General features: G+C 72.6%; 10 protein-coding genes. 1 reads left to right on the top strand and 9 read right to left on the bottom strand.

Features of this window, described 5'->3' with window-relative positions; all coding sequences use genetic code 11:
* Positions 1-12: 12 nt before the first annotated feature.
* The 9 genes from murG to rsmH form a co-directional block, all read right to left on the bottom strand.
* Positions 13-1,104, bottom strand: a complete 1,092-nt coding sequence (gene murG / locus ACFY15_RS12315) for an undecaprenyldiphospho-muramoylpentapeptide beta-N-acetylglucosaminyltransferase (RefSeq protein ID WP_042813332.1) — start codon at positions 1,102-1,104, stop codon at positions 13-15.
* A gap of 6 nt (positions 1,105-1,110) precedes the next feature.
* Positions 1,111-2,472 (bottom strand): putative lipid II flippase FtsW, encoded by a 1,362-nt coding sequence (gene ftsW / locus ACFY15_RS12320; RefSeq protein ID WP_390825443.1) that lies wholly within the window; start codon positions 2,470-2,472, stop codon positions 1,111-1,113.
* Between the two features lie 67 nt (positions 2,473-2,539).
* A complete protein-coding gene (gene murD / locus ACFY15_RS12325; RefSeq protein WP_390685718.1) occupies positions 2,540-3,985 on the bottom strand; it encodes a UDP-N-acetylmuramoyl-L-alanine--D-glutamate ligase in 1,446 nt (481 codons plus the stop codon).
* Positions 3,967-5,037: a phospho-N-acetylmuramoyl-pentapeptide-transferase gene (gene mraY / locus ACFY15_RS12330; RefSeq protein ID WP_079426112.1), complete on the bottom strand. Its 1,071-nt coding sequence runs from the start codon at positions 5,035-5,037 to the stop codon at positions 3,967-3,969. The genes murD and mraY overlap by 19 nt, the downstream gene beginning before the upstream one ends.
* A complete protein-coding gene (gene murF / locus ACFY15_RS12335; RefSeq protein WP_390685717.1) occupies positions 5,034-6,452 on the bottom strand; it encodes a UDP-N-acetylmuramoyl-tripeptide--D-alanyl-D-alanine ligase in 1,419 nt (472 codons plus the stop codon). The genes mraY and murF overlap by 4 nt, the downstream gene beginning before the upstream one ends.
* Positions 6,449-8,143: a UDP-N-acetylmuramoyl-L-alanyl-D-glutamate--2,6-diaminopimelate ligase gene (locus ACFY15_RS12340; RefSeq protein WP_390825444.1), complete on the bottom strand. Its 1,695-nt coding sequence runs from the start codon at positions 8,141-8,143 to the stop codon at positions 6,449-6,451. The genes murF and ACFY15_RS12340 overlap by 4 nt, the downstream gene beginning before the upstream one ends.
* Before the next feature lie 43 nt (positions 8,144-8,186).
* Positions 8,187-10,151, bottom strand: coding sequence for a peptidoglycan D,D-transpeptidase FtsI family protein (locus ACFY15_RS12345; protein WP_390825445.1), 1,965 nt, complete (start codon positions 10,149-10,151; stop codon positions 8,187-8,189).
* Between the two features lie 309 nt (positions 10,152-10,460).
* A complete protein-coding gene (locus tag ACFY15_RS12350) occupies positions 10,461-11,012 on the bottom strand; it encodes a hypothetical protein (RefSeq protein ID WP_390825446.1) in 552 nt (183 codons plus the stop codon).
* Entirely contained in the window at positions 11,009-11,968 is a 960-nt protein-coding gene (gene rsmH / locus ACFY15_RS12355) for a 16S rRNA (cytosine(1402)-N(4))-methyltransferase RsmH (protein ID WP_390685713.1), read from the bottom strand. Before rsmH ends, ACFY15_RS12350 begins: the two co-directional genes overlap by 4 nt.
* Positions 11,969-12,278: 310 nt before the next feature.
* On the opposite strand from rsmH, the gene ACFY15_RS12360 reads away from it, so the two are divergent.
* Entirely contained in the window at positions 12,279-12,830 is a 552-nt protein-coding gene (locus ACFY15_RS12360) for a beta-class carbonic anhydrase (protein ID WP_390825447.1), read from the top strand.
* Positions 12,831-12,853: the final 23 nt, after the last annotated feature.

The raw sequence follows: 12,853 nt of genomic DNA on the forward strand, positions 1-12,853 counted from the left end.
CTGGGTCAGCGGTTACCCGCGTGCGGCCGCGATCGCCTCGTGGACGAGGCCGACGAGGAGCTCGTCGGCGTCCCGCCGGCCGAACTCGGCGGCGGCGCGGGACATCTCGTACAGGCGGTGCGGATCGGACAGCACCGGGAGGACCTGGCCCAGCACCCAGTCGGGCGTCAGTTCCGCGTCGTCGACGAGGAGACCACCGCCGGCCTTGACCACCGGCTGGGCGTTGAGCCGCTGTTCGCCGTTGCCGATGGGCAGCGGTACGTAGGCGGCCGGCAGTCCGACGGCGGAGAGTTCGGCGACGGTCATCGCGCCCGCGCGGCACAGCATCATGTCGGCGGCGGCGTACGCGAGGTCCATCCGGTCCACGTACGGTACCGGGACATAGGGCGGCATCCCGGGCATGTTGTCGACACGCGGCAGTTCGTTCTTCGGGCCGACCGCGTGCAGGATCTGGATCCCGGAGCGCTGGAGGGTCGGCGCGACCTGCTGGATGGTCTCGTTGAGGCGACGGGCGCCCTGCGAGCCGCCGGAGACGAGCAGCGTCGGGAGGTTGGGGTCGAGGCCGAAGGCGGCCCGCGCCTCGGGGCGCATGGCGGCGCGGTCGAGGGTGGAGATGGAGCGGCGCAGCGGGATGCCCACGTAGCGGGCGCCGCGGAGCTTGCTGTCGGGGGTGGAGACGGCGACGGCGTGCGCGTAGCGGGAGCCGATCTTGTTGGCCAGTCCGGGCCGGGCGTTGGCCTCGTGGACGATGATCGGCACCCCGAGCCGCTTGGCTGCCAGGTAGCCGGGCAGGGCCACGTAGCCGCCGAAGCCGACGACCACGTCGGCCTTGGTGCGGACGAGGATCTCCTCGGCGGCCTTGATGGTGCCGCGCAGCCGCCCGGGGACGGTGATCAGCTCCGGAGTGGGCTTGCGGGGCAGCGGTACGGCGGGGATCAGGCCCAGCTCGTAGCCGCGCTCCGGCACGAGGCGGGTCTCGAGTCCGCGCTCCGTGCCGAGGGCGGTGATGCCCACGGTCGGGTCCTGCCTGCGCAGGGCGTCCGCGAGGGCGAGCGCCGGCTCGATGTGGCCGGCGGTCCCCCCACCGGCGAGTACGACATGCACCGAAATTCACCGCTCTCCGGACGGACGCCTCTTGACGCGCCGTCTCATCGACTTCCATATCGGCCCGCTCCGCCGCCAGCCGGCTCTCGGCTGCCGCATGGCGAGCGCCGCGCGCGCCGTCGGCTCCTCCCGCGCGAACGCGATGAGCAGTCCGACCGCGAACATGGTCGGCAGCAGGGCGGACCCCCCGTAGGAGAACAGCGGGAGGGGCACCCCTGCGATCGGCAGCAGACCGAGCACCGCACCGATGTTGATCACGGCCTGGGCCGTGATCCAGGTGGTCACGCCTCCCGCGGCATACCGTACGAAGGAGTCCTCCGTGCGTCCGGCCACGCGGATACCCGCATAGCCTAGAGCCGCGAACAGGGCGAGCACCGACAGCGTCCCCGCCAGGCCCAGTTCCTCACCGGTGATGGCAAAGATGAAGTCGGTATGGGCTTCGGGCAGTTGCCCCCATTTTTCCACACTCGCACCCAGGCCGGAACCGAACCATCCGCCGGATGCGAGGGCGTAGATCCCGTGGACCGCCTGCCAGCAGAGGTCGTTCCTGCCCGGTTCCGTCGCCCCGATGCAGGCGAGCCGGTCCATGCGGTGCGGGCTGGTCTTGATGAGCAGTGCGACGATCACACCCGCGAAGGCGAGCACCCCGGCGAACAGCCGCGTCGGCGCCCCCGCGAGCCACAACAGGCCGAACAGGACGGCTCCGAGGATCATCGCGGTGCCCATGTCCCCGCCGAGCATGATCAGCCCGAGCAGCAGGAAGGCGACCGGGACCAGCGGCACCAGCAGGTGCTTCCACTGGGTCAGGAGCCCCTTGTCGCCCTTGCGGGCCAGCAGGTCGGCGCCCCAGAGGATCAGCGCCAGCTTCCCGAACTCGCTGGGCTGGAGCATGAACGGGCCGCCCAGGGAGATCCAGTTCTGGTTGCCGTTGATGGAGACCCCTATCCCGGGGACCTGGACCAGGACCATCAGGAACAGGGTGCCGGCGAGCACGGGGTAGGACAGCGCCCGGTGCAGCTTGACCGGCATGCGGGAGGCGGCCAGCAGCAGGACGCCGCCGATCGCGGCGGCCAGGAACTGCTTCTTGAAGAAGTAGGCGTCTCCCAGGCCCAGCTGGAGGGCCTTGATCATGGACGCCGAGTAGACCATCACCAGGCCGAGCACGGTGATGAGCAGCGAGCTGCCGAAAATCAGGTAATAGGCGGTGAGCGGGCGGTCCCAGGCCTTGGTCAACTGCCGCCGCGTGCGCCGCAGCCGCTCCAGCGGCCCGCCCCGGGCGGGCCGCTTGGCACCGGGGGCGGGACGTCTGCGGCCCTGCGCCTTGACGGCGGGGGGCCGCCGTCCCGGCAGCATCTGTCTGGCCGGCATCTGTGATCTTCCCCTCCACTCGTACGAGGCGAGCAGCCGGCCGGGGGAACCTGTCGGGCGCCCTCGGCTAGGCCGTGTCCGCGGCGCTCCCGGAGGCGAGTTCGCGCACCGCGTCGGCGAACGCGTCGCCCCGCTTGTTGTAGTTCGCGAACATGTCCATCGAGGCGCACGCCGGCGCCAGCAGGACGGTGTCTCCGGGTTCCGCGAGCCGGGCCGCTTCCCGGACCGCTGCGAGCATCGCCCCAGTGTCGGTCCGTTCGAGGTCGGTCACCGGGACCTCGGGCGCGTGTCGCGCCAGCGCCTCGGCGATCAGCGCCCGGTCGGCGCCCATGAGCACCACGCCCCGCAGCCGCTTCGCGGACTTCTGCACGAGCTCGTCGAAGGTCGCGCCCTTGGCGAGGCCGCCGGCGATCCAGACGACCGGCTCGAAGGCCGCCAGGGAGGCCTCCGCGGCGTGGGTGTTGGTGGCCTTGGAGTCGTCGACGTAGCGGACCCCGTCGACCTCGTCCACGTACGCCACGCGGTGCGCGTCGGGGCGGAAGTCGCGCAGCCCGTCGCGCACGGCGCGCGGCTCGACGCCGAAGGCGCGGGCCAGGGCCGCCGCGGCGAGGGCGTTGGCGATGTTGTGCGGGGCGGGCGGGTTGACGTCGTCGACGTGCGCCAGCTCCTGCGCGTTCTTCTGCCGGTCCTGCACGAACGCCCGGTCCACCAGGATCCCGTCGACCACGCCGAGCATGGAGGGGGCGGGGGCGCCGAGGGTGAAGCCGATGGCCCGGCAGCCCTCCTCGACGTCGGCCTCCTCGACCAGCCGCTCGGTGGCCGGGTCGGCGACGTTGTAGACGCAGGCGACCGTGTTGCCCTCGTAGATGCGGCCCTTGTCGGCGGCGTACGCCTCCATGGAGCCGTGCCAGTCGAGGTGGTCGGGGGCCAGGTTGAGGACGGCCGCCGAGTGGGCGCGCACGGAGGGCGCCCAGTGCAGCTGGTAGCTGGAGAGCTCCACGGCGAGGACGTCGTACGTCTCCTCGCCGGTCACCACGTCGATGATGGGAGTGCCGATGTTGCCGACGGCCGCCGTCTTCAGACCGGCCGCCCGCAGGATCGAGGCCAGCATCTGGGTGGTGGTGGTCTTGCCGTTGGTGCCGGTGACGGCCAGCCAGGGGGCGGCGTCCTCGCCGCGCAGCAGCCAGGCGATCTCGACGTCGCCGACGACGTCCACGCCGGCCGCGGCGGCGGCCGCGAACAGCGGGCTGTCGGGCTGCCAGCCGGGCGAGGTGACGACGAGGCCGGTGCCCTCGGGGAGGGTCTCGGCGTCGCCCAGGCGCACGGTGACGCCCTTGGCCTCGGCCTCCAGCTCGGCGGCCCGGGCCCGGTGGCCCTCGCTGTCCCCGCCGTCGACGACGGTCACGACGGCGCCGAGGCCGGCCAGGGCGCGGGCGGCACTGATGCCGCTCACGCCGAGGCCGGCGACGGTGATGTTCCGGTCCTGCCAGGGGGTCACTTGTCCGCTGCCCATCCCGCGTAGAAGAGGCCGAGACCCACGATCACGCACATGCCCTGGATGATCCAGAAGCGGACCACGACAAGGACTTCTGACCAGCCCTTGAGTTCGAAGTGGTGCTGGAGCGGGGCCATTCGGAAGACTCGCTTGCCGGTCAGCTTGAAGGAGCCGACCTGGATGACGACCGACATCGTGATGAGCACGAAGAGGCCGCCGAGGAGCGCCATCAGGAACTCCGTGCGGGAGCAGATGGCGAGACCCGCGAGCGCGCCGCCGAGCGCGAGCGAGCCGGTGTCGCCCATGAAGATCTTGGCGGGCGAGGTGTTCCACCACAGGAAGCCGAAGCAGGCTCCCATGAGCGCGGAGGCGACGACCGCGAGGTCCAGCGGGTCTCGGACCTCGAAGCAGGCGTTGGGGTTGGTCAGGGTCACCGCGTTGGCGCAGGACTCCTGGTGCTGCCAGACGCCGATGAAGGTGTAGGCGCCGAAGACCATCACGGCGGCGCCGGTGGCGAGGCCGTCCAGACCGTCGGTCAGGTTCACGCCGTTGGACATGGCCAGGATCATGAAGAGGGCCCAGACCACGAACAGCACCGGGCCGATGGCCCAGCCGAAGTCCGTGACGAACGACAGCTTCGTCGAGGCCGGAGTGAGCCCGCGCGAGTCCTTGAACTGGAGTGCGAGCACGGCGAAGGCGATGCCGACGATCAGCTGGCCGGCCATCTTGGCCTTGGCCCGCAGACCGAGCGAACGCCGCTTGACGATCTTGATGTAGTCGTCGAGGTAGCCGACCAGGCCCATGCCCGCCATCAGGAAGAGCACCAGCAGGCCCGAGAAGGAGGGCTCCTCGCCGGTGATGACCTTCGTCAGGGCGTACGCGATGAGGGTGGCCAGGATGAAGGAGATGCCGCCCATGGTGGGCGTGCCCTTCTTGCCCGCGTGGCCGCGGGGGCCGTCGTCGCGGATGAACTGGCCGTAGCCCTTGCGGGCCAGCAGCTTGATCAGCAGCGGGGTGCCGATGACGGTGAGGAACATGCCGATGACACCGGCGAACAGGATCTGCCTCATCGGCCGGCGACCTCGCCCTCGAGCAGCGCCAGCGCCACCCGCTCCAGACCGACCGACCTGGAAGCCTTCACCAGCACGACGTCCCCCGGGCGCAGTTCTCTGCGCAACAGGTCGACCGCCGCCTGCGCGTCGGACACGAGCACCGACTCCTCACCCCACGAACCCTCGTTATATGCGCCCAGCTGCAGCCAGGACGCTTCCCTGCCCCCGACTGCCACGAGCCTGCTCACGTTGAGCCGGACGGCAAGCCGCCCCACCGCGTCGTGCTCGGCCAGCGACGCGTCACCGAGCTCGGCCATGGGGCCGAGCACCGCCCACGTACGTCCCCCGTCCTCCTTGCCGGCACCGCCCATGGCGGCCAGTGCGCGCAGGGCGGCCCGCATGGATTCGGGGTTCGCGTTGTAGGCGTCGTTGACGATCGTGACGCCGTCCGCCCGCTCGGTGACCTCCATGCGCCACCGGGACAGGGTGCCCGCCCCGGAGAGCGCGGTGGCGATCTCCTCGGCTGACATGCCCAGGACATGAGCGACGGCGGCCGCGGCGAGCGCGTTCGACACGTGGTGCTCACCGTACAGGCGCAAGGTCACATCGCTGCACCCGGTCGGTGTGTGGAGTGTGAAGGAGGGCTGTCCCGCGGGGGTCATCCGCACTTCGGTGGCGCGTACGTCCGCGTCCTCGGCCTCGCCGAAGAGGACCGTGCGGGCCTTCGTGCGGGCGGCCATCGCGCGCACCAGCAGGTCGTCGGCGTTGAGGACGGCGACCCCGCCGTCGGCCTCGCCCGGGAGGGCCTCGACCAGCTCTCCCTTGGCCTGGGCGATGGCCTCGCGGCCGCCGAACTCACCGATGTGGGCGGTGCCGACGTTCAGGACGAGGCCGATGCGCGGCGGGGTGAGCCCGGTCAGGTAGGCGATGTGCCCGATGCCGCGGGCACCCATCTCCAGGACCAGGTGCCGGGTTTCCGCGGTGGCCCTGAGCGCCGTGAGCGGCAGGCCGATCTCGTTGTTGAGGGAGCCCGGCGTCCACACGGTCGGCGCGTGGTGCTGGAGCACCTGGGCGATCAGGTCCTTGGTGGAGGTCTTGCCGGCCGAGCCGGTCAGGGCGACCACGTCGGTGCCGAGGCGTCCGACGACGGCGCGGGCGAGGGCCCCGAGCGCCTTCTCGACGTCGTCGACCACGATCGCCGGGACGCCGACCGGCCGGGCGGCCAGGACGGCGGCGGCCCCGGCGGAGACCGCGCGCTCGGCGTAGTCGTGGCCGTCGACGTGCTCGCCGGCGAAGGCGGCGAAGAGGCTTCCGGGCTCCACCTGGCGGGAGTCGATGACGACCGGGCCGCTGATCAGGGCGGAGAGATCCGGTATGTCGTGGGGCCGCCCGCCGGTGATGTCGGCGATCTCGGCGAGGGAAAGGGCGATCACGGGTTCACCTCGGCCTGTCGGACGCTGCGCTGCTGGTTCTCGATGGCCGCGCGGAGCACGGCGCGGTCGTCGAAGGGGCGTACCACGCCCGCGGTGTCCTGGCCCTGCTCGTGGCCCTTGCCCGCGACGAGGACGGTGTCGCCCGCCTCGGCGCGCGCGACGGCGGCGGCGATGGCCGCGGCACGGTCGGCGTCGACGAGGACGGCGGCGCGCTCCTCGGCGGGGACGGAGACGGCGCCCTCGAACATCGCGGCGAGGATCTTCAGCGGGTCCTCGGAGCGCGGGTTGTCGGAGGTCAGGACGGCGGTGTCGGCGTACCGGGCCGCGGCGGCACCCATCGGGCCCCGCTTGGTGGTGTCGCGGTCGCCGCCGCAGCCGAGGACGATGTGCAGCCGGCCGGTGGTGACCTCGCGCAGGGCGCGCAGCACCGACTCGACGGCGTCGGTCTTGTGGGCGTAGTCGACGACGGCCAGGTACGGCTGGCCCGCGTCGACGCGCTCCAGGCGGCCGGGGACCCCGGGGACCGCGGCGACACCGTCGGCGGCGGTCTGCGGGTCGAGTCCGGCGGCGGCGAGGGTCACGACCGCGGCGACGGTGTTGGCGACGTTGAACGGGCCGGGCAGCGGGGCCTTGGCCCGGACGCGCCGTCCTTCGGGCCCGACCAGGGTCAGGGTGGAGTCCATGTGGCCGCTGACCACGTCCTCGGCGCGCCAGTCGGCGGACGGGTCGCCGGCGGCGGAGAAGGTGACGACCGGGATCGGCGACTCCTTGGCGAGGCGGCGGCCGTACTCGTCGTCCACGTTGACCACGCCCAGGCGGGCGCGGCGCTCGGTGAAGAGCTGCGCCTTGGCCTGGAAGTAGTCCTCCATGTCGGAGTGGAACTCCATGTGTTCCGGGCTGAGGTTGTTGAAGACGGCGACGTCGAAGACGCAGCCGTCGACCCGGCCCAGCACCAGGGCGTGGCTGGAGACCTCCATGGCGACGGCCTCGACGCCGCGTTCGCGCATCACGGCGAACAGGGCCTGGAGGTCGGTGGCCTCGGGGGTGGTGCGCTCGGACTTGATGCGCTCGTCACCGATGCGCATCTCGACGGTGCCCACCAGTCCGGTGGCCCGTCCCGCCGCGCGCAGACCGCCCTCGACGAGGTACGCGGTGGTGGTCTTGCCGGAGGTGCCGGTGATGCCGAGCTGGAGCAGGGCTTCGCCGGGGCGGCCGTAGATCTCGGCGGCGAGCTCGCCCATCCGGCCGCGCGGGTCCTCGACGGCCAGCACGGGCAGGCCGGTCGCGGCGGCGCGTTCGGCGCCCTGCGGGTCGGTCAGCACGGCGGCGGCGCCGAGGGCGGCCGCCTGGGCGGCGAAGTCGGCGCCGTGCAGCCGGGCGCCGGGCAGGGCTGCGTAGAGGTCGCCGGGGCGCACGGCACGGGAGTCGTGCGTGATGCCGGTGATCTGAGCGGAGCCGGACTCGGGCAGACCCAGCAGGCCGGCCAGCTCGCCCAGAGGGGTCGGGCGGGCGTTCACGGGCCGGGGCGCTCCCGGCGGCGCTGCCGGGGCGTCTTTCTGGGCGGTTCTGGGCTGATCAGCGTGGGGCACGGCGGTGAGCGTACCGGGCGCGGCGGGCCGCTCGCGAAGCGAGGGCCCGTCCTGGGCGCCTTCGGCCGTCTGGTTCCCGGGTTTCGGGGTGATCGTTGTCACTGATGGAGCCTCACGCGTGGGTGGTGGGACGGTCGGTTCGCCGTCAGGGCTGTGGACTGGGCTGCGCGCTGTTCGGGGCGGCGGGCGGCTGGCCGGTTCCATAGGTCACCGGGAGGCCGGCGGGGGCCGTTCCGGTGGGCGCGACCTGGAGGGTCTTGAGTGCGAACTCCATGACCGTCTTGTAGATCGGGCCGCAGATCTGGCCGCCGAAGTAGCTGCCCTTGGTGGGGTTCTGGATGGCGCAGTAGACGGTGATCCGCGGGTTGTCGGCGGGGGCGAAGCCGGCGAAGGAGGCCGTGTAGCCCTTGTAGCGGCCGGTGGCCGGATCCACCCGGTTGGAGGTGCCGGTCTTGCCTCCGACCCGGTAGCCGGGGATCTTCGCCTTGGTTCCGGTGCCCTCCTGGTCGTCGACCACGGACTCCAGCATCTCGGAGAGGCTCTTGGCCGTCTCCTGGCTGATGACGCGGGTCCGTTCGGGCGCCGGGGCCGGGGTGAAGCGGCCGTCGGGGCCCTTGGTGCCGCGGACCAGGGTGGGGGTGATGCGGACGCCGCCGTTGGCGACGGTGGAGTAGACGGAGGCCGCCTGCATCGCGTTGAGGGACAGGCCCTGGCCGAAGGGGATCGTGTACTGCTGCGAGGTGGACCAGGCCTCCGGCTTGGCGAGGATGCCGCGGGACTCGCCGGGGTAGTTGAGGCCGGTGGGCCGTCCGATGCCGAACTTGTCCAGGTAGGAGTACAGGACCTTGTTGGCTTCGGACTGGGTGGCGCCGAGCTGGCCGGTGGCCAGGATGGTGCCGATGTTGGAGGACTTGGCGAGGACCCCGTTGAGGGTCAGGTACCAGGTCGGGTGGTCGATGTCGTCCTTGAAGAGCCGGTCGCCGCGGTGCAGCCGGTTGGGGACCTCGACGTGGGTGTCGGGGGCGGCCTTCTTCTCCTCCAGGACGGCGGCCATGGAGATCACCTTGGCGGTGGAGCCGGGCTCGTACACGTCCTGGAGGGCGGCGTTGCCCATGGCGGTGGAGCGGGCCCGGGTGAGGTCGTTGGGGTCGAAGCCGGGGGCGTTGGCCATGGCGAGGACCTCGCCGGTGCGGGTGTCCTGGACCACGACGTAGCCGCGGTCGGCGCCGGACTTCTCGACCTGCTCCGCGATGGCGCTCTGGGCGGCCCACTGGATGTCGCGGTCGATGGTCAGCTCGATGTCGTCGCCGGGTACGGCGGGCTTCTCGTGGGACCCGGCGGTGGGCACGCGCCGGCCGCCGGACTGGGCGTAGGTGATCTCGCCGTCCTTGCCGGCCAGCTTCTTGTCGAGGGCGGACTCCAGTCCGCCGCCGCCCTTGCCCTCGGCGTTGACGTAGCCCAGTATCCCGGCGGCGAGGTCGCCGCCGGGATACACGCGCTTGCTGCTGTTCTCGTTGAAGACCCCGGCGATGACGTTGGCGCCCGGCCCGTTGCGGCGCTTGTCGGCGGCCGCCTTGTCGGCGAAGAGCTTCTTGAGGTCCTTGATCTGGTTCCAGACCTGGGGGGTCTGCCGGCGGGCCAGGACCACGTAGCGGGTGTCCTTGGTCTTCAGCCGGGCGGCGATCTCCTTGGCGTCCTTGCCGAGGATCGGCGCGAGGAGGGCGGCGGCCTGCTCGGGCGCGTCGGGGGCCTTGCTCTCCTGGGGCGTGAACATCTTCGGGTCGGCGGTGATGTCGTACGCGTCGACGCTCGTGGCCAGGGCGACGCCCTTGCGGTCGGTGATCTCCCCGCGCTCGGCGGCCAGGACGTAGCTGGCGAAGCGGTTCTCGGTGGCCTTGGCGGAGTACGCGGAGGCGTCGACGGCCTGGACCTGGAGGAGCCGGACGACGAAGGCGAGCATCACGAGGGTGAGCCCGACGCCGACCAGGCGCAGCCGCGGCCTGGGGCTGCCGAGCCGGATCGTGTGCGGGGTGCGCTGCGCGGGGGGCCTCGCGCCGGTGCGGGGCCTGCCCAGGCCCGGGACCCGCCGCGGGGGCTCCTCGCGGCTCACCGGTGCGCTCCGCGGCGGCCCCGGGGGGCTCCGCCCAGGCTCCTGGGGGCTCCCTCCCCAGACCCTCCACCGGCTGCCGCTGGAGGTGCCCACAGCGGGACGAACGCCGGCGGGGCCGGATCCCGGCGCGCCCGGGCCGTCGCCTGCGGGCCGGGGTGCGCGCAGCGCGCTTCCGGCCTCGTCGGCGTTCGAGGCGCGGGCGCGGTGGCGCCGTGTCCGTGGCCGCGCCGGCGGCCGGGGCGGGAACGGTGGAAGGGCGGGTGGGGGACCAGCCCCGCAGGGGGCCCGGCGGGGGTCAGCGTCACGACGTCACCTTCCTGGGGTCGGGGTACCGCTCGGGGCCGACGGAGCCGGGGTGTCGGGGTTCTGCGAGGCGGCCGGCTGCGCCGGGGACGGGGGCTGCGAGACCGGCGGGGCCGAGGGCGCCGGGGTCGGTGAGGGCGGGGGCGGGGCCTCCGCCACCGCCGGGGTGCCGGCGGTCTTTCCGTCGGGGCCGAGGAAGACGGGGCTGCCGCCGGGCACCAGGCCGAGCTCGCGGGCCCGCCGCTGGAGGGCGTCGGGGGCGGAGTAGCCGTCGACGTCCCGCTGGAGCGCCTGCTGCTCGTCGGTCAGCGCGGTGGTCTCCTTCTTGAGCCTGCTCAGCTGGAAGGAGCCCTGGTTGAGCGCCGAGTTCAGCAGGAGCAGGCTGATCAGGCCCCCGGCCAGCAGCGCCACGACCAGCAGCACGAACGGCATCCTCGCCGCCTGCCGGGCGCCTGCGGGTCCGGCCCCGGCGGGGCGGGGCCGGACGAGGCGGGCCGCCTGCCCGCGGGTCAGCGTGGCCGCCTTCCCGGCCCTCCCCGCCTTCCCGGCCTTGGTCACGGCCGCGCCTCGCGGATGCGCTCGACGCCGCGCAGCCGTGCCGGGGCGGCCCGCCGGTTCTCCGCGATCTCCTCCTCGGTGGGCAGTTCCGCGCCGCGGGTGAGCAGCTTCAGCCTCGGCTGGTACTTCTCGGGTACGACGGGCAGCCCGGGCGGGGCGGTGGAGGTGGCGCCGGCGGTGAAGACCTGCTTGACGAGCCGGTCCTCCAGGGAGTGGTACGACAGGACCGCGATCCGCCCGCCGACCGAGATCCGGTCGACGGCGGCGGGAATGGCCCGCTCCAGACCGGCCAGCTCCCCGTTGACCTCGATGCGCAGGGCCTGGAAGGTCCGCTTGGCGGGGTTGCCGCCGGTGCGCTTGGCGGCCTGGGGCAGCGCGTCGCGGATCAGCTCGACGAGGCGGGCGCTGTTGGTGAAGGGCTCCTTCGCGCGCTCGCGCACGATCGCCGAGACGATCCGCTTGGCCTGTTTCTCCTCGCCGTACTGGCGCAGGATGCGGACCAGCTCGCCGGGGGCGTAGGTGTTGAGGACCTCGGCGGCGCTGATGCCGGTCGTCTGGTCCATGCGCATGTCCAGGGGTGCGTCCTGGGCGTACGCGAAACCGCGGTCGGCCTCGTCGAGCTGCATGGAGGAGACGCCGAGGTCGAAGAGGATCCCCTGGACGGCGGGCAGCCCCAGGCCGTCGAGGACCTCGGCGAGGTCGGCGTAGATCGCGTGGACGAGGGTGGCCCGGTCACCGAAGGGCGCGAGCCGCTCGCCGGAGAGCCTCAGGGCCTCCTTGTCGCGGTCGAGGCCGATCAGGCGCACCTCGGGGAACCGGGTCAGCAGGGCCTCGCTGTGGCCGCCGAGGCCGAGGGTGCAGTCGACGACGACGGCCCCCGGCCTCTCCAGCGCCGGGGCCAACAGGTCCAGGCACCGCTGGAGCATCACCGGGACATGTCGGGACTCGCTAGTCAAAGCGCCCTCTCAGATAACGGCGCGGCAGGCATACGCCGCGCCGCGCACGCGGAGTGTTACCAGGGGGCCGGGCGGCCGGTGGGGCCGGGCTCCGGCCGGTTCGCGTCACTTTAGTGCAACGCCCGCCCCGGTCAACGAACCGCCCCGCGCGCGGTGCGCCCCCGCTCCGGCGCACCCGCAAAAGCCGCGAATCACCCGGACGGCGGCCTCCTTCCCACTCATGTGGGTTAGCTCACAACAAGCATCGTTGACCTTCTTTGTGCATCCTCACCCCCTGCCCGGACAGCCCGTGGCCACTACCGTCGTAGGCATGACGACTTCCGCATCCCTGCCCGCATACCCCGCGCCCGCGGCTTCCGGCGGCGACTCCGTCACCGACAGGCTCGTCGCGGCCAACCGCCGCTACGCCGCGGAGTTCGCCGACCCCGGCATGGACGCCCGCCCCGTGCTGCACGTGGCCGTCGTGGCCTGCATGGACGCCCGTCTCGACCTGCACAAGGCCCTCGGCCTGGAGCTCGGCGACTGCCACACCATCCGCAACGCCGGCGGCGTGGTCACCGACGACACCATCCGCTCGCTCACCATCAGCCAGCGCGCCCTGGGCACCCGGACCGTGATACTGATCCACCACACCGGCTGCGGCCTCGAAAGCCTGACCGAGGACTTCCGGCACGAGCTGGAGGACGAGGTCGGCCAGCGCCCCGCCTGGGCGGTGGAGGCCTTCCGCGACGTGGACCAGGACGTGCGCCAGTCCATGCAGCGGGTTCGCACCAACCCGTTCCTGCCCCACCGGGACGATGTGCGAGGCTTCGTCTTCGACGTGCACACCGGGCTCCTGCGGGAGATCGATCCGGCCACCTGAGTGACAGAGCGCCGGACGCCGTC

The organism is Streptomyces sp. NPDC001373 (genome assembly GCF_042895815.1).
In the GTDB taxonomy this organism is placed as follows: Bacteria; Actinomycetota; Actinomycetes; order Streptomycetales; family Streptomycetaceae; genus Streptomyces.

What these genes read in the sequence shown, in the direction of transcription:
- ftsW (WP_390825443.1), bottom strand. Translation starts at nt 2,472, where the DNA reads ATGCCGGCCAGACAGATGCTGCCGGGACGGCGGCCCCCCGCCGTCAAG.
- murD (WP_390685718.1), bottom strand. Translation starts at nt 3,985, where the DNA reads ATGGGCAGCGGACAAGTGACCCCCTGGCAGGACCGGAACATCACCGTC.
- mraY (WP_079426112.1), bottom strand. Translation starts at nt 5,037, where the DNA reads ATGAGGCAGATCCTGTTCGCCGGTGTCATCGGCATGTTCCTCACCGTC.
- ACFY15_RS12360 (WP_390825447.1), top strand. Translation starts at nt 12,279, where the DNA reads ATGACGACTTCCGCATCCCTGCCCGCATACCCCGCGCCCGCGGCTTCC.